This window comes from Planomicrobium sp. CPCC 101079 (assembly GCF_007859275.1).
Classification (GTDB): Bacteria; Bacillota; Bacilli; order Bacillales_A; family Planococcaceae; genus Planococcus.
In genome coordinates this window covers 42,452-68,644 of sequence record NZ_VOHC01000011.1, presented here as the reverse complement: position 1 = coordinate 68,644, position 26,193 = coordinate 42,452, and the positions used below count along the sequence as shown (strand labels likewise).

The 26,193-nt window shown below is 44.4% G+C and carries 27 protein-coding genes and 3 other annotated features; of the genes, 1 reads left to right on the top strand and 26 read right to left on the bottom strand.

Annotation, left to right across the window (positions count from 1 at the left end; translation table 11 throughout):
- The 7 genes from pheS to FQV28_RS04770 form a co-directional block, all read right to left on the bottom strand.
- Positions 1–1,038 carry a phenylalanine--tRNA ligase subunit alpha gene (pheS, locus tag FQV28_RS04800; protein WP_146494438.1) on the bottom strand — a complete coding sequence of 346 codons (1,038 nt, stop codon included), beginning with the start codon at positions 1,036–1,038 and terminating at the stop codon, positions 1–3.
- Positions 1,039–1,077: 39 nt separating this feature from the next.
- Positions 1,078–1,305: a binding site (T-box leader), on the bottom strand.
- 88 nt (positions 1,306–1,393) lie between these two features.
- Positions 1,394–2,161: a TrmH family RNA methyltransferase gene (locus tag FQV28_RS04795; protein WP_146494437.1), complete on the bottom strand. Its 768-nt coding sequence runs from the start codon at positions 2,159–2,161 to the stop codon at positions 1,394–1,396.
- A 47-nt stretch (positions 2,162–2,208) separates the two neighbouring features.
- Positions 2,209–2,658 (bottom strand): small multi-drug export protein, encoded by a 450-nt coding sequence (locus FQV28_RS04790; RefSeq protein ID WP_146494436.1) that lies wholly within the window; start codon positions 2,656–2,658, stop codon positions 2,209–2,211.
- Positions 2,655–3,155, bottom strand: coding sequence for a hypothetical protein (locus tag FQV28_RS04785; RefSeq protein WP_146494435.1), 501 nt, complete (start codon positions 3,153–3,155; stop codon positions 2,655–2,657). The genes FQV28_RS04790 and FQV28_RS04785 overlap by 4 nt, the downstream gene beginning before the upstream one ends.
- Positions 3,145–3,360, bottom strand: a complete 216-nt coding sequence (locus FQV28_RS04780; RefSeq protein ID WP_146494434.1) for a helix-turn-helix transcriptional regulator — start codon at positions 3,358–3,360, stop codon at positions 3,145–3,147. Before FQV28_RS04780 ends, FQV28_RS04785 begins: the two co-directional genes overlap by 11 nt.
- Before the next feature lie 245 nt (positions 3,361–3,605).
- Positions 3,606–4,694, bottom strand: a complete 1,089-nt coding sequence (locus tag FQV28_RS04775) for a M42 family metallopeptidase (protein ID WP_146494433.1) — start codon at positions 4,692–4,694, stop codon at positions 3,606–3,608.
- 79 nt (positions 4,695–4,773) lie between these two features.
- Positions 4,774–5,259, bottom strand: a complete 486-nt coding sequence (locus FQV28_RS04770; RefSeq protein ID WP_146494432.1) for a dUTP diphosphatase — start codon at positions 5,257–5,259, stop codon at positions 4,774–4,776.
- 84 nt (positions 5,260–5,343) lie between these two features.
- Here FQV28_RS04770 and FQV28_RS04765 point away from each other — a divergent pair, with 84 nt between their 5' ends.
- The gene (locus FQV28_RS04765) at positions 5,344–5,730 is read left to right on the top strand and encodes a sigma-w pathway protein ysdB (RefSeq protein WP_146494431.1); all 387 of its coding nucleotides are present in this window, start codon (positions 5,344–5,346) and stop codon (positions 5,728–5,730) included.
- A gap of 45 nt (positions 5,731–5,775) precedes the next feature.
- Here FQV28_RS04765 and FQV28_RS04760 read toward each other — a convergent pair whose 3' ends face one another.
- The 19 genes from FQV28_RS04760 to icd all read right to left on the bottom strand — a co-directional run bounded on the left by FQV28_RS04760 (position 5,776) and on the right by icd (position 26,150).
- Complete coding sequence (locus FQV28_RS04760; RefSeq protein ID WP_146494430.1) at positions 5,776–6,048, bottom strand: DUF1294 domain-containing protein; 273 nt, start codon at positions 6,046–6,048, stop codon at positions 5,776–5,778.
- Between the two features lie 69 nt (positions 6,049–6,117).
- Entirely contained in the window at positions 6,118–6,477 is a 360-nt protein-coding gene (rplT, locus tag FQV28_RS04755; protein WP_106533893.1) for a 50S ribosomal protein L20, read from the bottom strand.
- 120 nt (positions 6,478–6,597) lie between these two features.
- Entirely contained in the window at positions 6,598–6,798 is a 201-nt protein-coding gene (rpmI, locus tag FQV28_RS04750) for a 50S ribosomal protein L35 (protein ID WP_033541514.1), read from the bottom strand.
- A gap of 29 nt (positions 6,799–6,827) precedes the next feature.
- Positions 6,828–7,346, bottom strand: coding sequence for a translation initiation factor IF-3 (infC, locus tag FQV28_RS04745; RefSeq protein WP_219905823.1), 519 nt, complete (start codon positions 7,344–7,346; stop codon positions 6,828–6,830).
- 73 nt (positions 7,347–7,419) lie between these two features.
- Positions 7,420–7,558, bottom strand: a sequence feature (ribosomal protein L20 leader region).
- 58 nt (positions 7,559–7,616) lie between these two features.
- On the bottom strand, positions 7,617–9,545 hold the full coding sequence (gene thrS / locus FQV28_RS04740; RefSeq protein ID WP_146494429.1) for a threonine--tRNA ligase: 1,929 nt from the start codon (positions 9,543–9,545) through the stop codon (positions 7,617–7,619).
- A gap of 137 nt (positions 9,546–9,682) precedes the next feature.
- Positions 9,683–9,916 (bottom strand) — a binding site (T-box leader).
- A 577-nt stretch (positions 9,917–10,493) separates the two neighbouring features.
- Positions 10,494–11,429, bottom strand: a complete 936-nt coding sequence (gene dnaI, locus FQV28_RS04735) for a primosomal protein DnaI (RefSeq protein ID WP_146494428.1) — start codon at positions 11,427–11,429, stop codon at positions 10,494–10,496.
- Complete coding sequence (locus FQV28_RS04730; protein ID WP_146494427.1) at positions 11,430–12,794, bottom strand: replication initiation and membrane attachment family protein; 1,365 nt, start codon at positions 12,792–12,794, stop codon at positions 11,430–11,432.
- A gap of 11 nt (positions 12,795–12,805) precedes the next feature.
- Positions 12,806–13,282, bottom strand: coding sequence for a transcriptional regulator NrdR (nrdR, locus tag FQV28_RS04725; protein ID WP_146494426.1), 477 nt, complete (start codon positions 13,280–13,282; stop codon positions 12,806–12,808).
- Positions 13,283–13,539: 257 nt separating this feature from the next.
- Entirely contained in the window at positions 13,540–13,923 is a 384-nt protein-coding gene (gene speD / locus FQV28_RS04720; protein WP_146494425.1) for an adenosylmethionine decarboxylase, read from the bottom strand.
- 322 nt (positions 13,924–14,245) lie between these two features.
- The gene (locus FQV28_RS04715) at positions 14,246–15,262 is read right to left on the bottom strand and encodes a glyceraldehyde-3-phosphate dehydrogenase (protein WP_146494424.1); all 1,017 of its coding nucleotides are present in this window, start codon (positions 15,260–15,262) and stop codon (positions 14,246–14,248) included.
- A 100-nt stretch (positions 15,263–15,362) separates the two neighbouring features.
- On the bottom strand, positions 15,363–15,968 hold the full coding sequence (coaE, locus tag FQV28_RS04710) for a dephospho-CoA kinase (protein ID WP_146494423.1): 606 nt from the start codon (positions 15,966–15,968) through the stop codon (positions 15,363–15,365).
- Positions 15,969–15,984: 16 nt separating this feature from the next.
- Complete coding sequence (gene mutM, locus FQV28_RS04705; RefSeq protein ID WP_146494422.1) at positions 15,985–16,857, bottom strand: bifunctional DNA-formamidopyrimidine glycosylase/DNA-(apurinic or apyrimidinic site) lyase; 873 nt, start codon at positions 16,855–16,857, stop codon at positions 15,985–15,987.
- Between the two features lie 15 nt (positions 16,858–16,872).
- Positions 16,873–19,491, bottom strand: coding sequence for a DNA polymerase I (gene polA, locus FQV28_RS04700; protein ID WP_146494421.1), 2,619 nt, complete (start codon positions 19,489–19,491; stop codon positions 16,873–16,875).
- Between the two features lie 216 nt (positions 19,492–19,707).
- On the bottom strand, positions 19,708–20,922 hold the full coding sequence (locus FQV28_RS04695) for a carboxylate--amine ligase (RefSeq protein WP_146494420.1): 1,215 nt from the start codon (positions 20,920–20,922) through the stop codon (positions 19,708–19,710).
- A gap of 14 nt (positions 20,923–20,936) precedes the next feature.
- Positions 20,937–22,334 (bottom strand): two-component system histidine kinase PnpS, encoded by a 1,398-nt coding sequence (pnpS, locus tag FQV28_RS04690; RefSeq protein ID WP_146494419.1) that lies wholly within the window; start codon positions 22,332–22,334, stop codon positions 20,937–20,939.
- A complete protein-coding gene (locus FQV28_RS04685; protein ID WP_146494418.1) occupies positions 22,331–23,035 on the bottom strand; it encodes a response regulator transcription factor in 705 nt (234 codons plus the stop codon). The genes pnpS and FQV28_RS04685 overlap by 4 nt, the downstream gene beginning before the upstream one ends.
- Positions 23,036–23,085: 50 nt before the next feature.
- Positions 23,086–23,562 (bottom strand): MaoC/PaaZ C-terminal domain-containing protein, encoded by a 477-nt coding sequence (locus tag FQV28_RS04680; protein ID WP_146494417.1) that lies wholly within the window; start codon positions 23,560–23,562, stop codon positions 23,086–23,088.
- A 139-nt stretch (positions 23,563–23,701) separates the two neighbouring features.
- Complete coding sequence (gene mdh, locus FQV28_RS04675) at positions 23,702–24,640, bottom strand: malate dehydrogenase (RefSeq protein WP_146494416.1); 939 nt, start codon at positions 24,638–24,640, stop codon at positions 23,702–23,704.
- Positions 24,641–24,881: 241 nt separating this feature from the next.
- Positions 24,882–26,150 carry an NADP-dependent isocitrate dehydrogenase gene (icd, locus tag FQV28_RS04670; protein ID WP_146494415.1) on the bottom strand — a complete coding sequence of 423 codons (1,269 nt, stop codon included), beginning with the start codon at positions 26,148–26,150 and terminating at the stop codon, positions 24,882–24,884.
- Between the last annotated feature and the right edge of the window lie 43 nt (positions 26,151–26,193).

Here is a 26,193-nt window from a genome sequence, read left to right as displayed (position 1 = left end):
TTAAACTTCGGTGCGTTGGAATTGGGATAAAAAGCGGACGTCATTTGTGTAGAAGTGGCGAATATCTTCAACGCCGTACTTTAACATGGCAATTCGTTCTGGCCCCATGCCAAAAGCGAATCCTGTCAGGCGTTTAGAGTCGTATCCTGCCATTTCCAATACGTTCGGATGCACCATTCCTGCTCCCAAAATTTCGATCCAGCCAGTTTTCTTGCAGACATTGCAGCCAGTTCCTCCGCATTTGAAGCACGAGATATCCATTTCAACAGACGGTTCCGTGAATGGGAAGAAACTTGGGCGCAGGCGGATTTCGCGGTCATCGCCGAACATTTTTTTCGCGAATACCGAAAGCGTTCCTTTCAGGTCGCTCATGCGGATATCTTCTCCGATGACCAAGCCTTCGATTTGCGTGAATTGGTGTGAATGAGTCGCGTCGTCGCTGTCGCGGCGATAGACTTTCCCCGGACAAATGATTTTGATCGGCTCTCCGCCTTTTGCTTCCATTGTCCGTGCCTGTACAGGCGAAGTATGCGTACGCAGCAGAATATCTTCTGTTATATAGAAGGAATCCTGCATATCGCGTGCCGGATGGCCTTTTGGCAAGTTCAACGCTTCGAAGTTGTAATAGTCTTTTTCCACTTCCGGACCTTCTGCAATTTCATAGCCCATGGAAATAAATAAGTCTTCGATTTCTTCCACTACACGCGTCAATGGATGCGGATTCCCCGTTTTAACCGGGCGTCCCGGCAATGTGATATCGATTGTTTCGCTTTGCAATTTTTCATTTATCGCTGCTTCCTCGAGAATCGCCATTCGTTCTTCAAGTGAAGCTGTTACATCTTCCCGCACGACGTTGACAAGCGCGCCCATTTTCGGACGTTCTTCAGCAGGCAGTTTTCCCATGCCTTTCAACAAATCCGTAATCGGCCCTTTTTTCCCAAGATAGGCGACACGCACATCGTTTAGTTCTTTGACACTTGCCGCTGATGCGATTTTTTCCAGCGCTTCGGTTTTCAATCCTTGCAATTGCTCTTCCATTGTTTCTCCTCCTTTGAACATAAAAAAGCCCCGTCCCTAAAAAGGGACGAGGCATTATTCGCGGTACCACCCTAGTTATTGCGCATGCACAATCACTCATTTACATAACGGCTCTTCACCGGCCCATCTTTACAGCACTCTTGCTGGTCCCGTCGGGCAGCTCGCGGGGTGAACTTCCGAAACGTTTGCATATCCGCACTTTCAGTCAAGGTGCAGATTTCCTGGGATGCAAGGGCGCCACGTACTTTTCCCGGTCGTCGCTTTTGCTTTTATCAAGACATCAGCGCAAAACAGCCGCCTTTGCCTTTCATTATTTACTCATTAAGTATACGAAACATTTCCAGTGAATTCAACTTTAGCTTTTGGAAACAAGTCCGTAAAGCAAAATCCCTGTAGCCACCGCAACATTCAACGATTCTGCCGGGCCATAGAGAGGCACCACCAAATTCTGATCCGTTTCTTTTAATAGGAGCGGATCTACTCCGCTTCCTTCATTGCCGACAACCAAAGCAAACTGAGCTTGGCTTGCCACTTCATGGACCGGTGTTGCGTTTTGCAGGGCTGTGCCAAAAATCGGAATGCTGCGCCCTTTCAACTGAGCGATCCATTCCGGCAATTCCCCTTTGACTACAGGAATTTGGAAATGGGATCCCTGTGCGGAACGGACAGTTTTAGGATTGAATGGATCAGCACTGCCTTTTCCAAGAATCACTGCATCGATTCCACTTGCCGCAGCTGTGCGGATCATCGTTCCGATATTGCCGGGATCCTGCACTGCATCTACTAGCAGCAACGTATTCCATTTCTTCTGTTCATCCGCAGAAAATTCGGGTTGAGCACAATGGGCGAAAATCCCTTGCGAATGCTCGGTTTCTGAAATTTCCTTAGAGACGGCTGCCGTCACTGAATATTGAGGAACATTTTCCACATCCCATTCGGCAGGAACTTCTACTCCTTCGCGGACGATCAACGATTTAATCAAGTCCTTCTTCTTTAATGCTTCTTCAGTTAAATGGAAGCCTTCCACAAGGAACTCAGCGAATTTATCGCGTTCTTTCCGGGTAGTGCCTAACTTTTTCCAGTGTTTGACGAGCGAGTTCTGCACTGATTCAATTCTCTTCATATTATGGTTCACGCCTTTATTTCAGAATAGCTCCAGTATATCATAGGTCAACCGGCTCTCGTGAAAAAGTCGAAACCAAGCGCTGTCAAGATGCCGAACGCCAAAGTCCAAATGCCGATACTGATGGTCAGCCAAATCGTCGTATTCTTTTTTGTTGCTCCAAGGGTCATTCCGATAAATGCTGCAATATGCGTGCCGATTAAAATCGGGCCTAGAAGTGCAAGGCCAGGCAGGCCATATTTGTTCCAAATTCGTTTTGCGCGTTCGCTTTTTTTGTTTACCGCCTTTCCTTTTGCTTCTTGGCGTTTCATGTACCAATCCCTGAATTTATCGAAGCCGATGATAAGCGCTAGCACTGTCAACATATTCCCGATAAATGCCATGGCCATTACCCAAAACGGCGACAACCCTGCCACAATGCCGAGTGGAATAACCAATGCAATTTCAAACCAAGGGATGGCCGCTCCTAGAAATACCAAAAAATATTCGTAAATCATTCCGTTTCCTCCTTTAAATGCTTGCGAATTTCCAAATAGTAGACCAGATATTGGCCGAATGCCACTGCAAGAATCCCGTAAATGAGCATTAGCCGAGGCAGAGGCAGAAGAATAGCCACAGTAGCGAGCATCGGTAAGGACCAAGTAATAAATGTATAAACTTTCTGCACTGCGATTCGTGTAATGTGCGTCATACCTTCATCCTGTTCTAAATATTCCGGCGGCCGGATGGACCAGATGGAGATTTTTTGCTTCGGGTTTTCGGTATTGTGCTTTTTCACCTTCCATAAAAAGACTGTCAATAAGATTATGTAAAGCAGTAAGGAAGCAAATACCATAAAGCCCTCAAGCGCTTCAACCTTAACTGTCAAACTTGTTTCAGTGCTTGAATTGACCCACTCTCTTGTGGGCGAATTGATGCCATAAGCAAATACACCGAGCAATACAATAAATGCCATCATCCATATCGGATAATTCAGGCGAATATCATTTTTCATCTTCCTCTTCTCCTTCCAGCCAAAATAATTCATCTACTTTTGTCTCTAGTACCTGTGCAAGCTTCAAGGCCAATGTAATAGAAGGTGAAAACTCCCCTTTTTCAATAAATGCGATCGTCTGCCTGGTGACATCCACCCGCTTGCCTAACTCGCTTTGCGTATAGCTATACCGCGCCCTCAATTCTTTCACTCGATTTCGAAGCAAACGCCTCGCCCTCTCTCTTGAAGATGTGTTGTTTATATAACATAATGTAATATATACTTAACATTTAGTCAAGTTCACATAACATTATTTCTAATTAAAAATCCTCTGTATTTGACGGAGGGCTTTGTGTTTGATTCTTAAAGCACCAAGAACAGTTTTATTTCTACACAACTTTTCCTATAAACCATTAATATATTGATCGTTCACAAATAAAAACCCTCCGCAAAAGCGGAGGGTTTTCTTTATTATTCGAATGTAATGCGTGCAACTGTGTCTTTATCCAACTTCTTGATCACTTCGATGATCAATTTTACTGCATTTTCGTAATCGTCGCGATGCAAGATGCCTGCGTGCGAGTGGATATAGCGGGTTGCCACGCCGATTGCAAGCGACGGTACGCCATTCGCCGTCAAGTGAATGGAACCTGCGTCCGTTCCGCCGCCGGCGATTGTTTCGAATTGATACGGTATGCCATTTTCTTCAGCCGTGTCGACCACAAGTTCACGCAAACCTCGGTGAGAGACCATTGAAGCGTCAAATAACAGGATTTGCGGGCCGTCGCCCATTTTGCTGTTGGATTCTTGCGCTGTAACTCCTGGAGTATCTCCGGCTACACCCACGTCAACAGCAAAACCGATATCCGGTTGGATAAGAGCTGCCGCCGTTTTCGCGCCGCGTAAACCGACTTCTTCCTGAACCGCACCAACGCCGTAGACGACGTTCGGATGTTCCTGGCCTTGCAAGCCTTTTAATACATCAATGGCAATTGCACAGCCAATGCGGTTGTCCCAAGCTTTAGCAAGAAGCAATTTGTCGTTGTTCATGACATTGAATTCGAAATAAGGAGTCACCATATCTCCTGGTGTAATTCCCCACTCTTTCGCTTCTTCACGTGAAGATGCGCCGATATCGATAAACATATCTTTAATATCCACCGGTTTGTTGCGCGCTTCAGCAGACAAGATATGAGGCGGTTTGGAACCGATAACCCCAATCACTTCTTTTCCGCTGCGCGTCGTGATAGTTACACGCTGTGCTAGCATGACCTGCGACCACCAGCCGCCGACTGTTTGGAACTTTAAGAAGCCTTTGTCATCGATTTGGGAAATCATAAAGCCGATTTCATCCAAATGTCCGGCCACCATAATTTTCGGTCCGCCCGCTTGTCCTTCTTTTCTGGCGATCAAACTGCCAAGGCCATCTGTCTCCACAGAATCAGCAAACGGTTCTATGTATTTTTTCATTACTTCGCGAGGCTGGCGCTCGTTTGCAGCAATACCATTCGCATCCGTCAATTCTTTTAGCATTACCAATGTTTCATCCAAATTCGACATTAGTTCGACCTCCTAAATAGTTCGTACTTGTCCATTATAAATCAAAGCAATCCCATTATCAAAAAATTCTTACTGCCTTTTAGTAGCCGTCATTTTGCCGTTCGTAATTGGTTTGATTTTTATGAATGTACGCTTGCAGCACTTCTTCGTAGCTGAATTCCAGTGCGAGTGCAATTGCGCCATACCAACTCCAGGCCTTTATGTAATTCCCAAGCACAGGCTCTGCTATAAACTGCTGCACTGCATTGAATGTCCCTAAAAACAGTTCAGTCAAGTCGCTTTCAGCCGCTGGTTTCGGCCACTCTTCAAGTTCTTCAAATCCTTTTTCAAGGCCAAGTGACAACAGAAAATGAATCGAATCGACATACTCTTCTAAAACGACGGATCGCTCCGACATGCCTTTTGTGCTCCAAAATTTAAAGCAACGTGTTTCGTTTGCGAGCTCCGCAAGTTCCACTAATAATGCCAGTCCTTTTTTGCGGAAGACGTCCTCACTTATGTCCCGGTTCGATTGGATGAAACGGTCCAGTTCTTTCTGCATTATGAATAATTTTTGCAGCTTCATGAAACCCCTCCTTATATTTTTGAAACCTATCCTGCTTCCGTACGTATTATACAGTAGATTCTGGAGCTATAGGAGGTATTTCGCATGGCATTTCTCATCCGCATCCTTGTATTAGCACTCATCGTTTATCTAATTTATAGATTCGTCCGGCATATGTCCGATCCAAGACGAAAACTCGATGCGGCGATAAAGGCCAAAACCTATTATTTATCTGATGATATTAAAAATCCACGAAAGAACTTTTTTTTAGCTTATAAAGGGGTCCTTTTTGAAGGCGAAAAGTATACAGGGCCAGAGGAGAACGCTTTTAGGGTGGTCTCTATTTTCGTATGGACGCATGAGCTTAAAATGTTAATGGACTTCGCTAAAGAAGATTTTGATTTTTTGGAACAGGAAATCCGAAAAAATTATCCGGATGCTGCGATCAACTGGAAAAACCCAATCGAGCAGTTAATGAAAAAAGGAGGATGATTTCTCATCCTCCTTTTTCTTCTTGTCGCCATGTTTCTATTTATCCTACAAAAACGCTTGGCAACTCCAGACAATTAACACCACATCAATGGCCGCAAGAAGCAAAAAGCCGACACGGAAATTGGTGTGTTTTGTCTTATGTCGAAACAGCATCATGCCAAGGTATGCGCCTATGCCGCCGCCGAAAATAGCGGCTGTCCACAGGTTTTTTTCCGGAATGCGCTGGCCGCGCTTGCGTGCCTGAGCTTTATCGATGCGCATCATGAAAAAAGCGAGAAGGGATACTGCAGTAAAATAGCCTATTATTATCCAAAACATTTGATGGCTCCTCTTTCCATACAGAATAAAAAGGCTGACGAAAATTCGTCAGCCTTTTGTTTTCTACTATTATTTAGCTACTGCTTGTTTAGCAGCGTTTGCCAAAGCTGTGAATGCTGCTGCATCAGATACAGCGATTTCAGCTAGCATTTTGCGGTTAATATCGATGCCGGCAACTTTCAAACCGTGCATTAAACGGCTGTAAGAAATGTCGTTCAAACGAGCTGCTGCGTTGATACGAGTGATCCACAATCTGCGGAAGTCACGTTTCTTGTTGCGACGGTCACGGTAAGCATAGTTACCTGACTTCATCACCTGTTGGTTTGCTACTTTGAAAAGGATGTGCTTTGCACCATAGTATCCTTTTGCTAATTTTATAACTTTTTTACGACGCTGGCGCGTCACTGTTCCGCCTTTTACGCGTGGCATATCTCATTACCTCCTGCTTGAATATAAAGAATTCGATTTTTGTTGTTGTGTTGACTCAAGTGCCCAAATTCTCAAGGCCGCATGCCTATCAAACCTACAAGGGCGCTTGCGCTTTTCTAATTACTTCATGTTGTAGATCAAAGATTTGATGCGCTTCAAGTCGCCTGCAGAAACAAGTTTCCCTTTGCGTAGGTGACGTTTTTGTTTTGTTGATTTGTTTGCGAATAAGTGGCTAGTGTGTGAACGGTTGCGTTTTACTTTACCAGTTCCAGTTTTCTTGAAACGTTTCATCGCACCGCGGTGGCTTTTCATTTTCGGCATTTGGAATTCCTCCTAAACAAATTGTTCTGTTATTCTTTTTCGTTTTTCGGCGCTAGCATCAAGAACATGCTGCGGCCATCCATTTTAGGGCGTTGTTCAACTGTCGCTACTTCCGCGCACGCTTCTGCAAAGCGTTCGAGGACTCGCTGACCAATTTCTTTGTGCGTGATTGCACGGCCTTTAAAACGAATTGAAGCTTTTACTTTGTCGCCTTTTTCAAGGAACTTGATAGCATTGCGAAGCTTCGTATCAAAATCATGAGCATCAATCGTCGGGCTCAAACGAACCTCTTTCAAAACGATGACTTTTTGATTTTTACGAATTTCACGATCTTTCTTCTGCTGCTCAAACTTAAACTTGCCGTGGTCCATGATACGAGCGACCGGCGGCTTAGCCTGAGGAGCTACAAGTACAAGATCCAAGTTGACACGAGACGCAATTTCAAGTGCTTCGTTACGCGTTTTAATTCCGAGCTGTTCACCGTTTTGATCAATAACCCGTAACTCACGTGCACGAATACCTTCGTTTACATTAATGTCTTTGCTAATATTAATCCACCTCCGGATAGTGTCGCGAATATCTTAAATGCTTAACCGACGAATGTTGCCGGTTTACAGGTCCGATCCAAAACAAAAGCGGGTGGACCACAGAGGTCCACCCGCAAAGTATGACAGCACGCAAAAAGCGTGTGAAAGTCAATCGTGTATACCTGCCAACAATTCGTCAATCAGGTGAGAAGCGGGTGCTCCTGCTTAGCACATATAAGTATTCAATAACCTTACTTATAATAGCACCCCTGATTGACAATGTCAACCATCTTATCGAAGTTCGCTTTGAACCATTTTCAAGAAGTCATCAAACGGCATACTTTCCGATTTTTGTTCGCCATATTTGCGGACGTTGACCGAACCGTTTTCCACTTCCTGATCTCCGATAACAAGCATGTAAGGAATCTTCTGCATTTGCGCTTCACGGATTTTATAGCCAAGCTTCTCATCGCGTTCATCGATATCGACACGAAGTTTGTGATCCTGCATTTTCTCCTGCAAGTTTCTCGCATAGTCACTATGTGCATCAAGGGACACTGGAATCACTTCGATTTGGACTGGCGCCAGCCAAGTTGGAAAAGCGCCTTTGTATTCTTCAATCAAGAAGGCAACAAAACGTTCCATAGTGGAAACCACGCCGCGGTGGATAACGACCGGACGGTGCTGCTTGCCGTCTTCTCCAATATACGAAAGGTCGAAACGTTCTGGAAGCAAGAAATCAAGCTGGACAGTCGACAGGGTTTCTTCTTTGCCTAGCGCTGTTTTCACTTGAACGTCCAGTTTCGGTCCATAGAATGCGGCTTCGCCCTCGACCTCTACATAAGGCAAATCCAGATCGTCCATCGCTTCTTTCAGCATTGACTGCGCGCGTTCCCACATCGCATCGTCATTAAAGTATTTCTCTGTGTCTTCCGGGTCGCGGTACGATAAACGGAACGAGTAGTCTTTGATATCAAAATCCTTGTAAACATCGATTACTAGATTCACCACGCGCTTGAATTCATCTTTGATTTGATCCGGACGGACAAAGATGTGGGCGTCGTTCAATGTCATGCCGCGAACGCGCTGGAGTCCTGACAATGCGCCAGACATTTCATAGCGGTGCATCAACCCAAGTTCCGCAATGCGGACCGGCAGCTGGCGGTAGGAATGGATGCCTTGTTTGAAAATCATCATATGGTGCGGGCAGTTCATCGGGCGGAGCACTAATTCTTCATTGTCCATCTGCATGACCGGGAACATGTCTTCCTGGTAATGGTCCCAGTGTCCGCTAGTCTTGTACAAGTCTACACTGCCCATAACAGGAGTATAAACATGGTCATAGCCGAGGCGTTCTTCTTTGTCGACAATATAGCGCTCGATGATGCGGCGGATTGTTGCGCCTTTTGGCAGCCACATCGGCAAGCCTTGTCCGACTTTTTGGGAGTTCATGAACAAATTCAATTCTTTCCCGATTTTGCGGTGGTCGCGTTCTTTCGCTTCTTCCAAGAAATCAAGATGCGCTTTCAAGTCTTCTTTTTTGAAGAACGCAGTTCCGTAGATGCGCTGCAGCATTTTATTGTCGCTGTCGCCTCTCCAATACGCTCCCGCCACACTTAACAATTTGAATTCTTTTAGTTTTCCAGTCGATGGCACGTGGATGCCCCGGCAAAGGTCGAAAAATTCGCCTTGCTCGTAAATCGAAACTTGTTCGTCTTCCGGGATTGCTTCTAGAAGTTCCAATTTATACGGATCTTCAATTGCAGCAAAGCGTTCTTGCGCTTCAGAACGCGAAACGTCAAGGCGCTTAATTTCCAGGTTTTCATTGATGATCTTTTTCATTTCTTTTTCAATCACCGGCAAATCTTCAGCTGTAATCGACTGCTCTGTATCAATATCATAGTAAAAGCCGTTTTCAATAACCGGGCCAACGCCAAGTTTGGCATCTGGATAAAGGCGCTTCACCGCTTGCGCCAACAGGTGTGCAGTTGAGTGGCGCAGAATTTCCAACGCTTCATCCGATTCCGGAGTAACAATGGCGATTTCTCCATTTTCAGCAATCGGTGCTTTCAAATCGACCAAGTTATCGCCCACTTTACCTGCTAACGCTTTTTTGCGCAGCCCCGGGCTTATTGATTGAGCGACGTCTTCTGTAGTAGTGCCGCGCTCGAATTCTTTTACCGCTCCATCTGGGAATGTTAACTGAATCATGTCTGACATTGCAATCTCTCCTTTTTCTTTGTTTAGCTTCGCACCTAGCTCATTGATTGCAAGAGCCTCCAAGGTGTCTCAGCTATAGGGTGGCTGCAGGGGCTGGAACTGCCGTTTTTCTTTGAAAACGCAAAAAAGCCTCATCCCAAAGGGACGAAGCTCTGTTCGTGGTTCCACCCTTCTTCTATCCTGAATGGACGAATCCATTCAAAACGAAGCTCTGCATCGGCTAACGGGCCGGTACCGTCAGCTGCTACTCTAAAAGTTCACAGCTGCTGCTCGAAGGTGGTAAGCGGTTTGCCGTACTAAGAAGCTTGCAGCCAGGGCTTCTCTCTCTAAAAGTCGTACAAATTCGCTATTGTCCTTGTCAAAGCATTTCAAATCATATTTCGATTGTTTTTACTATACTGCGAATAAATTAAAAACGCAACCGTCTTCCCATAGAAAAAGGAATTATAAAGATTAAACGTGCTATATAAGTTGAACCGATGATTTTTCACTGTTGATACTCCGCGAAGCTATCACTCGAAGCTTGCGAGACGGATAGCTCTGCGACGAGCTTGCGCGGGACCATATGTTTTTAAAGCCGCTGTCGAGCGGAAGTCTCCGTTGTTTTGCCCCATATCTTTTATGAGAAAAAACGAAAACAGTAGAGGATTTTTTTTATAAACAACGATCTTAGCGACGGTGAGTCCTCGAGCCAGGCGAAGCAAGAAGACAAGCGATCTTCTAGGCTTCTTATAGGAGCCAAAGAGGGGCTCAAAGGATTTGGGACCCTCTTTTGCGACGAAGCAGCGAAGCGATGCAGAAGCAATAATCTTTGCCCTTCCCAGAGCAGCCGAAGCGAATAGTAAAAGCTCATTTCTTTAGCACAACATAGATAGGTCTATTAAATTTGGATAGGTCGAATCCAAATTTCATTGGCAGTAAAAATCTGGCTTACCCATAATTTTTCTATTAACCTCTCCGGTTGCGTCCATCCATTTTTACAGGAGTTGTCAAGGCTTTGATCCGTTCCATGACGCGCGCCGCTTTCAAATCTTCTTTTTCGCCGCGCTGCGTGTACGTCAAATGGTGCTGCAGCTCCGAATAACTGAAATTCGATGTCATGAATGTCGGCAAGCGCTCCGCCATCCGGTAATGCAAGATTGTCCCAAGAACTTCATCACGCGTCCAGCTGGACATCGCTTCTGCTCCAATGTCATCGAGCATGAGCACATCTGCTTTTTTCACATAATCGACTTTCTCCTGCAAAGTTTGGTCACCTATCGCCTGTTTCATTTCCCTCATGAATTCAGGAACGAAGACCAGTACAGTTTTAATACGCATTTCCGCAAGTTCATTTGCAACAGCACTTAATAGATAAGACTTTCCAATGCCGAACTTGCCATAAAGGAACAACCCTTTTTCCGGCAGATGATCCGGTCCCGTGGCTTCGTCCAAAAATGCGCCGACCGCACGGAATGCTTCCATTCGGCTATCGTCAGGTTCAAATCCTGAAAGTGTCGCATGCATCACTTCTTTTGGCATATACATGCTGTGAATCATTGAGGATGCTTGGCGTTTATTTTCGTATTTGGTTTTAGACTGGCATTTCACGTAATCGATGCCTATCGTTCCGCGTTCGAGCACAAGATGCGGCTCAAACCCTTTTAGATGGTTGATGCACTCGCCAAGGCTCGGACATTTATTGCAATCATGCGACTGGTCAATAAATTCATATAGTTTGTGCATACCTCTGTCAACTATGCCTTTATCAATTTCAGTTGAATGTTCTTCTAAAAACTTTTGAACGCCCGGATGTTCAAGCACTTCTCTTCGCATTTCGCTATAGCGCTCTGAAAAAGCCGGGGCGTTCACCACGCGTTTCATCGTTTCACGGATCGGCTCCATTTACTCACCTTTACCTTTCTTCATCGCGAGTTTCGCGAGAAGTTTTTGTTTTTCTATTTCAAGATTGTCATTTGCGGACTGGGGTTTAGCAGCGGGCACTTCATCTTTCTGATAAAACCATTCTGGAAGCTTTTCTTCACGGACCGGCTTTCTGTTGGATGAAGCAGACGATTTGGCTGATGATGCAGGAGATCCTTCTGATTTCCATTTCATGTACTCAGCATGCTCGATACGCGCCAGTTCCATCGCTTCTTTTGCTGTCGTCACTTTCTTCCGGAGCCAGTGAGAAGCGATTTTTTCCACATACGCTTTGGTCAGTTTCATATCGGTTCGAAGCAAAACATATTGCAGCAGCACATTGACAACCGGTGGTTCCATCCCATGCTGCATAACCAACTGATTCGCCAACTGAACATCCGCCGGAAGCGGTTCTTTGCCATTGGCGATATCGCGCAGCACTTCAACCGGAGATGCCGATTCCAAATAAAGCAGCAATTCCTCTTGCTTCGTTTTTGGAGGCTCTGTCACTTTCGGCTCCGTTTTATGTACTTGCACAAGCTTTGGCGCAGTGGTGGCTACGGTCAACTTATAGTATTCCGATGCAGCCCGCTTCACACTTTCGGCTGTCAGTTTATAATCGTCGTCAATCGCCAACAATATAACCTTTTGCATTTCCAATGGTCCCCAGCCGTACAAAAATGCCAGTTTTGAAATTGTATCTTTTATAGAAGCTGTCAGCACTCGTTTGGGCACCAATTGTTCCGATAACCCTTGCCGGAGCAAATCAAAATCGAATTCTGCATCTGCATCAAATTCTGTCCGTTTGCGTTCATGCAGTTCCGGCTCTTCCGAAGGATATCCCGCTTTTGCATGGACCGGCTGATATATATCCGTAAACGTGCGGGACACTTCTTCGTATCCCGCCATGTCTTCTGCCTGGACGACAAAACGGTCCCGGGCACGGCGATATGCCGCTTCACCGATTTTGCTAAACAAAAACATCGACAGGAGCGGATCTGCAAAAAACGTTTTTGGATCAAGCGGCGGACATAGTTCGTAAACGAAAGACCGGTTTTCTGCGTCCTTGCGGAACGTTTTCAATAAGCCGATAGCTTCAAGCTGAATTCTCGCTTCAAAAATTTTAGCAATCGGCAGGCCCAATAAGTTCATTAGCGTGTAATGGGTAGCTTCTTCTTTTGCCGCTTCGCCTTCCGCCCAAAGCGTCAAGTAAAAAGCGACGGCTTCTGCACCGATCATCGGCTGGTACAAAATCGTCAACAACTGACGGTCATAATTCGAAAAAGGGTATGGCAACCGTATCTTAAACGAATCCGCAGGCTGTAGCTCTTTATAAAGTGCAGTCATAAGTCACCGCCTTACTCGGATTTCTTTTCTTCCGGACTTCTTTTCAATAAATCCTTCAATTCTTCAATAAATACACTGATGTCTTTGAATTGGCGATACACGGAGGCAAAGCGCACATATGCGACTTCATCGATTGCAGCAAGCCCTTCCATCACCATTTCGCCGACTTCCTCTGACTTTACTTCGGCGTTGCCGATCCGGCGAAGGTCTTTCTCAATTGTGAACACCAATTCTTCTAGGACTTCAAGAGGAACCGGACGCTTCTCGCATGCCCGTATCAGCCCCCGCAATACTTTTTCACGACTGAATTCTTCCCGGGAACCGTCTTTCTTGACTACAATTAACGGCATTTCTTCCACTTTTTCAAAAGTGGTATAGCGATAGCCGCACGCCTCGCACTCTCTGCGCCTTCTGATTGATTTGTTCTCATCTACTGGCCGCGAATCCACGACACGCGTTCCATTATGTTGGCAAGCCGGACACTTCATATTGACATCTCCCTAAACAGACTCTCTATTCTCTCTAGTATACCAAAATTTTATAACGATATAAATTGAACTTGAGAATTGTTGTTAACAATCGACAGAGAAATGCTGGTTTGCTGCTGCCACCCGGTTTTTCTATCGAATTCCAAAAATGAATTTTGAGAAATCGGCCTCGAGCCAAAAGTGCGTCTGAAAATCGAATCCATTAGAAAAAGCAGAGGAAAAGTTCCTCTGCTTTAGTGTTTTTTCATGTTAACGGATTATGCTGTTACTGAAACTTTGGTCTTACCAGCACCGACTGGACCCATTCCACGTGGAAGTTCTGTAACTTCGCTGTTTTTAGAGTCAAGTGCTTTAGCGATGTAATCCGCAGCAATTGTCGGATCAAGATCGCCACAAGTGTAAACATCTACACTTGCATAGCCATGCTCTGGAAAACTGTGGATCGTTAAGTGCGATTCAGAAATAATCACTACGCCGCTTACGCCTTGTGGTGCGAACTTGTGAAAAGCCACTTCGCGGACTTCCGCTCCTGATTTGAGTGCTGCATCAACAAAAGTTTTTTCGATATAATCCATATCGTTTAATTTGTCAAAATCACACTGCCAAAGTTCTGCAATAACGTGACGCCCCATTGTTTCCATGGTTCGTTTCCCCCTTTGATATCATTTTGTTTTCGTGCTCAAAATATTCAAAGTTGACTACCACGGGGGAAAGTTAGTCCAAAGAGGTCCTAACCCTTTAAGCAGTCATGTGAATAAAGATTCTTCCCTTGCTTCCGTGAAATACTGCTGAAAACTTAGAAGAAATGTAGTTGTTTTTTAACTACGATTGTTAGTATATGATGTATTGAAGTTAAATGCAACAAATTTATCTTCAATAACTCCTTATTTTCTTAAAAAAACTAAATAAACATTGAAAAAACGCCTCCCGATACGCTTGGGAGGCGTTTTAAACAAAATCTTTTTATACGAGCGATACAAGCGCATTCGCCACTTTTTTAGTCAGATCAATGACGCGGGCTGAATAACCCCATTCATTATCGTACCAAGCAAGAACTTTCACTTTTCGGTTATCAATGACCATAGTAGACAAGCCATCAATGATTGCGGATTTCGAATTTGTATTAAAGTCAACTGATACGAGCGGTTCCATTGTCAATGCAAGAATGCCTTCCATGCCTTCCTCAGAAGCCTTGATAAACGCTTCATTTACTTCCTCAGGGGTGACGTCTCTTTCAAGGTCCACCACAAGGTCAACCAGTGACACATTAGGCGTTGGAACGCGAAGCGCCATGCCATGCAGCTTGCCTTCAAGTTCAGGAAGAACCAATGATAACGCTTTCGCAGCACCTGTCGAAGTTGGGATGATCGACTGTCCAGCCGATCTTGCTCTCCGCAAATCTTTATGAGGATTATCAAGATTTTTTTGGTCATTTGTATAAGAGTGGACGGTAGTCATCAAGCCATTGACGATGCCGAAAGAATCGCTAAGCACTTTTGCAACGGGCGCCAAACAGTTTGTTGTGCAGCTGGCGTTTGAAATAACATGGTGTTTTTCAATGTCTAACTTCTCATCGTTGACACCTACTACAATGGTGACATCCGCATTTTTTCCTGGTGCAGATAAAATGACTTTTTTTGCTCCCGCTTCCAAATGAAGTGCGGCCAAATCACGCGTATTGAATTTGCCAGTCGCTTCAATGACGATATCGATGCCCAATTCTCTCCATGGCAATTCCAGAGGGTCTCGTTCACTGACGATTTGCACCCGTTTGCCATTAACAATTAAAGCATCTTCTTCAAAAGAAACATCACCGGCAAATATTCCGTGATTTGTGTCATACTTAATCAAATGAGCTAAAGTTTCCGGCGGATAGGTTGCATTGACCGCTTTAACTGTAATATCGTCCATTAGAATAGCTTGTCTGAATACCATACGGCCAATACGCCCAAATCCATTAATCGCAATCGAAATAGTCATTTATCCGTCCCCCATCAAATAAGTTATACTTTAATTTCCTAATTGATATATAGTATAACACATTATATGGATTAATGAACATTAATAACTAGAAACTGCATCAATCTTTTCCGCTCTTTAATCCCCAAATCTCTAATACACGCAATAACTGCCGCCTTGTTTCTTCTAATGTTCCATTATTAAAGATGACAGCATCTGCTCCAGCTTCTTTGACTGCCATCGGCAACTGGGATCCAATGCGAGCCAGCGCCTCTTGCTCCGTCAAACCATTTCGTTCCATCAGCCGATTCAATTGATTTTCTTCGGTCACACTCACAACAAGAATTTTTTCGGCAAAATTCAAAAGTTTGCTTTCGAACAGCAATGGAATATCCAAAACAACTGTTTCATGGCCTTCAGCTAAAAAAGCATCCCGTTGCCGCAAAAGTTCTTTGCGGATAGCGGGATGGATAACTGCATTTAATTGTTGGCGGCTTGCTGGATCATTAAAAATCATCTGGCCAAGCTTTGAGCGATGAAGCGTTCCATCCGGCAAAATTACTTGAGTACCGAAAATGGCTTCAATTTCTTTTAATGTCTGTGTCCCCGGTTCAACCACTTGGCGTGCCACGACATCAGCATCAACTATCGGATAGCCCAAATCGGCCAACATTTTCGAGACGGTGCTTTTTCCACTGGCAATACTACCTGTTAATCCAATAATCATGAATGGCCCTCACTTTTCACTTTTGGCATGTTGGACAATAGACCGACGCTCGTCCGCCGATTTTCAGCGTCTTCGTCGCATTGCCGCATTCGGTGCACTGTTTTTTCCCATACATTCCAAAGCGGTTTTGCATGCTTCCCGATTCGCCATTAACGTTTCGGTAATCGGAAATGGTGCTGCCTCCCGCTTCGATGCTTTCGAGCAAGATTGCTACAATGGTCTCAAACAATTCGATTTTCCGTTGCCTGCTGATTCTGCCCGCCGCCCGGTTTGGATGCAGTTTCATTTTATATAGCGCTTCAGTGGCGTAAATGTTTCCACATCCCGAGATAATTTGTCCATCCATTATGACTTCTTTTATCGGTTTTGCCTTGTATTTTGGGCTTTCCGACATTCTCAGGAAATGTGCGAGCGCCCCTTCTTCAAAGGGTTCAGGCGCCATGAGCAGAAGCGGAGGAAAATCCCCCTCTTCCTGTAAGACGCGCATTTCGCCGAACCTCCGGATATCCGAGTACGCCAGCAAATTGCCGTCGCTCAATGTAAGCACCACGTGGACATGCCGGCGAAATTTTTCTTCTGCAATCGACATGAGGTGATCAACATAAAACCAAGCTCCTGACATCCCTAAATGATTGACAAGCAGAAATTCGTTTTCTGGTGTTTTCATGGTGAAATAAATATATTTGCTTCGGCGTTCGACGCTCATAATCTGAGCGCCAATCAAGCTTTCGATAAATCCATCGGCTTCCATTCGTTTGATGATTGCTTCTTTGCCATTCCGTTTGGAAACGCGAATAATGTCTGACACATAAACATCCTGGATTTTTTTGCCGATGGCTGCCGGCCGTATTTGCCGGACAACGCCTTCCACTTCTGGAAGTTCAGGCATTTTAATTGGCTCCTCTCACTTCGTATCGTACCAAGTGTCCCCGAATGCAAAATCGACTTTTAACGGCACATCTAACTCCATTGCCGATTCCATCGCTTCAGGCACCAAGGTTTTCAGTTTTTCAAGTTCATTCGGCGGCGCTTCAAAAATCAATTCATCATGCACTTGCAGCAGCATGCGTGTTTGCATGCCTTCCCGCTCCAGCGCCTCCGCCATATTGATCATCGCTTTCTTAATGACATCTGCAGCACTTCCTTGGATCGGCGTGTTCATCGCGGTCCGTTCCGCAAAGCTGCGCAAATTAAAATTGGAACTGTTGATGTCCGTCAAGTATCTCCTGCGGTTCATCAATGTTGTAACAAAACCATCTTTGCGCGCTTTTGCCACAATGTCGGTCATATACCTTTTGACGCCAGGGAAACTTGCCAAATAACGGTCAATAAATTCCTGAGCCGCTTTACGCGTAATTGACAAGCTTTGAGACAAGCCGTAATCGCTAATGCCGTATACAATGCCAAAGTTGACGGCTTTTGCCGCGCGGCGCATATCTCCTGTCACTTCTTCTAACGGAACATGGAACACATCCGCTGCTGTTGCCGTGTGAATATCCTGATCGTTTCGGAACGCTTCAATCAAGCGCTCATCTCCCGACATATGCGCAAGTACACGCAACTCGATTTGGGAATAGTCAGCAGCGACCATCACCCAATCCGGTTCTGAAGGTACAAACGCTTTACGGATTTTCCGCCCTTCTTCTAGCCGAACAGGAATATTTTGAAGGTTGGGATTGGTCGAACTCAGACGCCCTGTCGTTGTCAGTGCCTGCTGGAATCTTGTATGGATTTTTCCGTCTTCATGAATTTCCTTTAGCAAACCTTCAATATACGTCGACAGCAATTTCCCGAGCTGGCGGTAGATCAAAATCTGGGCAATGATTTCATGCTGCCCCTCGAGTTTCTCCAACACATCTGCAGCAGTCGAATAACCGGTCTTTGTCTTTTTCAGTACCGGCAAGCCAAGCTTCTCAAAAAGGACTACACCCAATTGCTTTGGTGAATTGATATTAAACTTTTCGCCAGCAATCCAGTAAATATTTTTTTCGATTTCGGCAAGCTTTTCCGATAATTCTTTGCCCATGGCCGTCAACTGCTCTTTATCGACTTTTACGCCAAACGATTCCATAGTTCCTAAAATAGCAGCAAGTGGCAATTCCAATTTGTCGTAAAGATCGAATTGGTCGTTTTCCCGTAACTTCCCGACCACTTCCGGACGGACTGCCCAAATGGCTCGCGCTTTTCTTGCCAAGTGTTCATGTAAAACGGAATCGGCTGGAACCGTTTTTTTAGCGCCTTTTCCATAAACTTGCTCATTTGTTGAAACTTCCGTATAGCCATATTCCTGGACTATGCTCGCCAAATCGGTATACGTCAATGAAGGATTGACAATATACGCACCGAGCATCATATCGAAATCAACTCCATTCAATTCAATGCCACAGCGATAAAAGGCAGCTGTCGCCGCTTTCGAATCTGCCATAAATTTCTTTTTCTCCGGATCGCTGAGCCATGTCTTGAATTCATCCGAATTCTGGGCCATCTCCATTGAAATCACATAAGTGGAAGTTTCAGTCGCTAGTGAAACACCAAGCAAATCACATGTATGGTATTGCTCATCATAGAGTTCCAAGTGAACTGCCATTTCATCTTCCAAAATTGACGGATCAAATGCTTCGATCACTTTGAACTCCAATTCTTTCTTCTCGGTCTCTTCCGATGTATACTCCATTTTTTCCAGCAATGATTTAAAGGCCAGTTCGTTCCATATTCTGATTAACTCTTCATTGTCCGGACCGGAATAGGCCAGTTCATCAATCGATATCTCGACAGGCGCATGGCGCTCGATTGTCGCAAGCTTTTTGCTGATGTAAGCAAGCTCTTCGTTTTCGACAAGCTTCTCTTTCATCTTGCCTTTTTGTTCTTCAATCGCCGCATAGACGCCTTCAACAGTCCCATGGGCGGCCAGCAATTTCAATGCCGTTTTCTCGCCGACTCCGGGTACACCTGGGATATTATCTGAAGCGTCGCCCATGAGGCCTTTCATATCGATGATTTGTTCCGGGCTTAATCCGTATTTTTCACGAATATGGTCGACGGTGTATTTTTCAATATCCGTAATGCCTTTCCGCGTAATGTAAACAGTTGTCGACGGTGAAGCAAGCTGCGTCAAATCCTTGTCTCCTGAAATGACAATCACTTCATCGCCCGCATTTTCCGCCTCTAAGCTTAATGTCCCGATAATATCATCCGCTTCGTAATTCGGCAGCTCATAGCTTTTAATCTGATATGCTTCAATCAATTTTCGCAAATAAGGAAATTGCTCCGAAAGCTCCGGCGGCGTCTTTTGCCGGCCGCCTTTATATTCGCTGAATGTCTCGTGGCGGAAAGTAGTTTTCCCCGCATCAAATGCAACGACCATATGCGTCGGCTGTTCTTCCTCCAATATTTTTTGAAGCATCATCGTAAAGCCATAGACGGCATTTGTATGAACACCGCTTTCATTGGTTAGCAATGGCAACGCAAAAAATGCGCGGTACGCTAAACTGTTTCCGTCTAATAATAAAATTTTCTTCGCCACAAAATTACCCCTTTCACTAAAAAAGCCCTCATTCCCTCTATTTTACCATGCAGGCAAAAAGAAAAGAAATGAAGGGCTGTCCGTATTTGAATTATCTCCTGTTTTAAGGCAAAAGAAAAAGCCCATGCCTGGGCTTTTTCTTTTATTGCGGTTGAAGGGGGGTTCTATTACACCTTAACAACCGAATGTGAAGCTAGTATTAATAGAATGTAAAGTTTACCACTGATTGTTTTTATATTTTTTGTAATAATTGACTTGGCGGGCAAACAAATAAAATTTCCGCTTCAAGTGCTTATCTTTTTTATAAAATAGCGGATTGCCGTATCTGCCTTTTTTAATCAGGCGGTTGATATCTCTTTGAACTGCTTTGTTGTCTACGAACTTGCGGAGCACGATTTTCGGCACCACTGTAAATAAGAATTCCTCATTTAAATACGTAACCGGTTTTTCAACATCGTAGATCAAGTCGTCCACAAACAGCGAAGCCATATTGTGGCCAAGGGCAGTTATGTAATAACTTGAACGCCCTTGGCGGATGTTCACTTCAAATACTTTGAATTTGCCGTCTCGAGCATCGTACTTCAAATCGAAATTGGCAAACCCCGTATAGCCGACTGCTTCAAGGAACCGCTGCAATTTTTTCATCACTGCTTCATCATAGCGCGTAATCAGCGCTGTGTAGTTGCCGATGGCCGTCTCGGTATGCTCCTGGAGCACCACTTGCGCAAATGTCACCAATTGCGTTTTTCCTTTGGAGCTTGCATAAATTACGGAATCCCACATATACGTATCATCTCCAGGAATAAAATCCTGGATAATCAATTCGTCGCGGTAGCCGCTCGCCGTGATGGTCTGGATCACTTCTTGCAATTCTTCCTCATTTTCCACTTTATAGACTTTTTTCTGTCCAGCAAATTTATTTTGATTGTATGCGATTCCGTTGCTCGGTTTGATGATGACCGGATACAACATTTTCTCATTGAAAGGAACTTCTGTGCTGCAATCATAGAAAAATGTTGTTGGTGTATCAATGCCATGCTCTTTGCACAGTTTATAAAAATTCGCTTTAACTTGCAGCTGATTCATCAACTCTTCATTTATATAATTGAAAATAAAATGAGCTTTTAAAGTTTCAGTATTCTCAATAATCAAGCGTACATATAAATCATTTGTCCCGATTAAAAGAAGCTTTTTTTCTGGCGCTTTGTATTTCTTTGCAATGTCTGTCAAAATGCCGGCAAATTGATTTGAATCCGCTAACCCTAATCGGTATTCAATGTTCTCTGTTATCGTGCTCAATGTCGTAAAGGACAACGGTTCTTTCCCTACTAAAATGGGTTTGATTCCGTAAGCTTCATGAAATGATATTGCCATATTGTAAGCGTTCATATCGGTGCCTACAATGATTGGCAAAAAGGGTAAGTTTTTCATTTTTCCCTCCTAAATTAACCTGCTAAAGGCAAATAGACTGTAAAAGTAGTGCCAACGCCGACCTCGCTGTCCACTTTCAATTTCCCATGATGTGCTTCCACTAGATGTTTTACAATCGATAAGCCAAGGCCTGTTCCTCCAGAATTGCGGCTTCTAGCCCGGTCCACCCGGTAAAAGCGTTCAAACAATCTGCCGATCTCAGAAGCTTCAATGCCGATTCCTTGATCTTTCACTTGAATGACGGCTTCTTCCTGTTCTTTATAAAGCCTAACTTCAACTGTTGTTTTAGAGGCAGAGTATGTAAGTGCATTAGCCAGTAAATTCATCATTACTTGGATCAAGCGATTCGGGTCTCCAAAAACTTTAACGGGTTCCAGCTCGAGTTGCAAACGAATCGACTTTTCTTCCATTCTAGGTTGAATCATGCCTGCTGCCCGTTCAATTACCGCTTTCATATCAGTCGGCTGTGAATTCACTTGAAATCCGGCATGTTCAATTTTCGACAACTCAAGTAAATCTTTGATCAATAACTCCAGTCGATTGCTTTCTTTTTGGATAATTTCCAAAAAAGACAGCAGTGTTGGTGTGTCTTCATAAGCGCCGTCTAACAACGTTTCAGAGAATCCTTTAATCGAAGTGACAGGTGTTCTTAACTCATGAGAAACATTGGCAACAAAGTCTTTTCTTACTTGTTCCAGCCGCTTGAGATCAGATATGTCATGGGCGACGATCACTACACCGAGCCAGCGTTCGTGTTCTCCCATAATAGGAGCGCCGTATACGTCTAAATGTTTCTGGTGAAGACCGATAAAAAAATCAATCTGATCCCGGTCCGGTGTTTCAGTCATAAAGACGTTTTCAATAAACTGGGCAAGCACTGCAGGAATAGACAATTCTTTATATAATTTCCCTTGGACACTTTCAGTGGTCATATCAAGTTCTTTCAAAAAAGGCGTATTGACAAGCGAGACCCTGCCTTGCCGGTTGATCATCATAAGCGAACTGCCCATGTTTTCAATCAACGTTTTCAAGCGTTCCTGCTCCATTTGCCGGACAGCTGTAATTTCCTGCAAGTTCCTTGCCAGTACGTTTATCGTGGAACTCAACTGAACTGCGCCGACCGTGCCGGATTCTACTGCACGGGCCCGATAATTGCCTTTCACCAGTTCTAAAGCCGTTTCCGTTACGTTTTCAATCGGTTGAGCTTGAATTTTTATAATGCGATGGCTAATGACCGTCGAAATGGCCATTGCTATAGCAAATATCAAGAATAGCAGCAGCCAAATGGTCGAAGGATTCTCTAGATTTGTATAGAGCGGAAACAATTGCGAGACAATGATTAAAAGGCCGGCCAACAACAAGCCGATCCAACCGATAATCATAACCAACAATCGGTGCCGAAACGATTTCATATTGCTCTTGGCTCCTCAAATTTATAGCCTAAACCTCGGATGGTTTTGATGAAGGTGGGCTTTCGGCTATTTTCTTCGATTTTTTCGCGCAAATGGCTAATATGGACGTCAACAATTCGCGTATCTCCCGCAAAATCGTATTTCCATACAGCACTCAGCAATTGATCACGCGTCAAAACCCGGTTTTTGTTTTCCATCAAATACACGAGAAGTTCAAATTCTTTTGGAGTAAACTCAATTTGCTCTTCGCTCATAAACACTTCAAATCGGTCAGGATATACAGTCAACTCCCCGAACGTTAAAGGCACGGATGAGTCTTGTGGATCAACCGGTTTGCTTTCTGTTCTCCTAAGCACCGCTTTGATGCGGGCCACAACTTCACGCGGGCTGAACGGTTTCGTCATATAGTCGTCTGCGCCAAGCTCCAAGCCCAATACTTTGTCAAACTCATCATCTTTCGCCGTCAACATTATGATAGGCGTGCTGACTTTTTGCTGCCGCAATGATTTACAGACTTCCACTCCGTCCATCGAAGGCAGCATAAGGTCAAGCACAATCAATGCTGGATCTTCGCTTAATGCCAAGTCGAAGCCTTGTTTGCCGTCATTTGCGACAACCGTTTCGTAGCCCGCTTGTACAAGGTTATAGGAAAGCAATGTTGCAATCGAGTGTTCATCTTCAATAATCAATATTTTCTTCATCGTGTAACATCCTCCGCATTCAGTCTAGAACCCCCATCCCAAACCATGCGCTAAAAGTTATCCATCGCCTGTGTTGTCAACTGATTTATCATTTGAGGCGGATTGGCGAGTATTGTCCCCTCAACCACAGCCTCTCCTTTTTCATCTGTCGCTACAACACGAACAGTCACTTCATTGTTTTTAAGGTCAACTTCGGTCACTTCCAACAAAAATTCAATAGTGGCATAGTGGAAAACGGGTTTGGTGAATTTCAAGCGTTGCTCTTTTATATAAGTGCCCGGACCTGGCAAATATTTGGAAATGGCAGAAGAAATAATGCCTGCCAACATGATGGTCGGTACTACCGGTTTTTCAAAAACCGTTTGTGATGCGAAATCATGCTGAATGTATAATGGATTGCTGTCATTTGTTAATCCTAAATAAAGCAGCAAGTCTTTATCTTCTATCTTTTCTGTCAACTGCAGTTTTTCACCGGTGTTAATAGCTTCAATTTTCCGGCCTAATTTGCGTTTTTTCCCAAGCAACAAATAAATTCCCTCCCCTAAATTATTAATACCTTAATAGTAACAACTAATGCAAGAAAAGTGCAAGCACCGTTCCGGACTAATGGCGCCTATATTCGGGAATAAAAAAAGACGGACAAGAAACCTTGCCCGCTCCGCTCGATTAAGCTAATACTTCCATGACTGCCTTGACTGACTCGGCGGATTTTTCCAATGCGTCCTTTTCTTCAGCATTCAAATCGATTTCGATAATTTTTTCAATCCCGCCTGCTCCCAATATAGTGGGCACACCGAGATAAATTCCATCCAAGCCATACTCGCCTTCCAGATAAGCGATGGCAGGCAATACACGGCGGTGATCTTTAATGATCGCTTCTGCCATTTCAACAAGTGATGCTGCTGGTGCATAATAGGCGGAGCCAGTACCCAGCAAGTTGACGATTTCAGCTCCGCCTTTGCGTGTTCGTTCCACAATTTCTTCCAGGCGCTCTTTTGAAATCAGTGTCTCGAGCGGAATTCCACCCGCGTATGAATAGCGCACTAAAGGCACCATGTCATCACCGTGTCCGCCCAGAACAAAACCGGTGATGTCTTTGACTGATAAATCTAGTTCTTCCGCTACAAATGTACGGAATCGCGCTGAATCCAGTACGCCTGATTGGCCGATTACCCGCTCTTTCGGAAAACCGGACTCTTTATAAACAGTGTACGTCATTGCATCTACCGGATTCGTCAATACAATAATAATTGTGTCAGGTGAGTTTTTTACGATTTCATCCGTAACGGATTTCATGATTTTCTGGTTTGTCTGGACAAGATCATCACGGCTCATGCCTGGTTTTCGAGCGATGCCTGCTGTAATGATCACTAAATCAGAATCTTTGGTATCCCCGTAATCCGCCGTCCCTTTGATGCGGGCATCAAAACCTTGGACAGGACCTGCTTCTGCCATATCAAGAGCTTTTCCTTTGGCCGGATTTTCCATTTGCGGGATATCTACTAAGATTACATCGCCCAATTCTTTCTGAGCCAAAAGAAAAGCCGTTGTGGCACCAGTAAATCCAGAACCGATGACAGAAATCTTTTTACGTTTGAATGTCATAAAATCTCTCCTTTTAAAATTTAATCTCAACTATAGAATTTATTCCCTAAAATCAGTTCGCAAAACAGCTCATTGCTTTTGCAGGAAATCTGCCGGCAACTTAACGGTGCATGCAATTAAGCACCAGAGCTTCTCGATTGTCCACTTTATTGCTTTTGGCTAATAAAAATATAATAGGCTAAAGATTAATGAGATTTAGCAATATTGCCCATAAAAAAAAGAGGGGTTTCCCCCTCTTTTCTTAAAAGTTTTTGATTAATTCGTCAGCAAACTCTGAGCATTTCACTTCTGTTGCGCCGTCCATTAGACGAGCGAAGTCGTAAGTTACAACTTTAGAAGAGATAGTTTTTTCCATTGAAGCAACGATAAGTTTCGCAGCTTCTGTCCAGCCAAGGTGTTCAAGCATCAATACGCCTGAAAGGATGACAGAAGACGGGTTTACTTTATCAAGACCTGCATATTTCGGAGCAGTTCCGTGAGTTGCTTCGAAGATAGCGTGTCCGCTATCGTAGTTGATGTTTGCGCCCGGTGCAATACCGATTCCGCCTACTTGGGCAGCCAAAGCGTCAGAGATGTAATCTCCGTTCAAGTTCATTGTAGCAACCACATCAAACTCGCTTGGGCGAGTAAGAATTTGTTGAAGGAAGATATCAGCGATTGAGTCTTTGATCAGGATTTTGCCTGAAGCAAGTGCTTCTTCTTGCGCTTTGTTCGCAGCATCAGTGCCTTGCTCGTCTTTAATCGCATCATATTGGTTCCAAGTGAATACTTTGTCAGCAAACTCTTGTTCCGCAACTTCATAGCCCCAGTTTTTGAAAGCTCCTTCAGTGAACTTCATGATGTTCCCTTTGTGGACAAGTGTTACTGACTCGCGGCCTTCAACCAATGCATAGTTGATAGCAGCGCGCACTAAACGCTTTGTTCCTTCTTCGGAGATCGGCTTGATGCCGATACCTGAAGTTTCTGGGAAACGGATTTTGTTTACGCCCATCTCACCTTGAAGGAAAGAAAGCAATTTCGCAACTTCTTCAGAACCGCTAGCGTACTCGATGCCAGCATAGATATCTTCTGTGTTTTCACGGAAAATGACCATATCAGTATCTTCTGGACGCTTAACAGGAGAAGGAACGCCTTCGAAATAACGTACTGGACGCAAGCAAGTGTAAAGGTCAAGTTCTTGGCGAAGCGCTACGTTCAATGAACGGATACCGCCGCCGATTGGCGTTGTAAGAGGACCTTTGATCGCAATCAAGTATTCGCGGATCACTTCAAGTGTTTCTTCAGGAAGCCATTCTCCAGTTTCGTCGAAAGCTTTTTGTCCTGCAAGAACTTCTTTCCAAACAATTGATTTTTCGCCGTTATAGGCTTTGTTTACTGCTTGTTCTAAAACGCGGGAAGCTGCATGCCAAATGTCTGGCCCTGTTCCGTCACCGATGATGAAAGGGATGATTGCGTTATTTGGTACATTTAAAACACCGTTTTCTACTGAAATTTTTTCGCCGTTTGCCATTTATTATTGCCTCCTGTGGTCAAATTCACAGGGCTGCATAAAA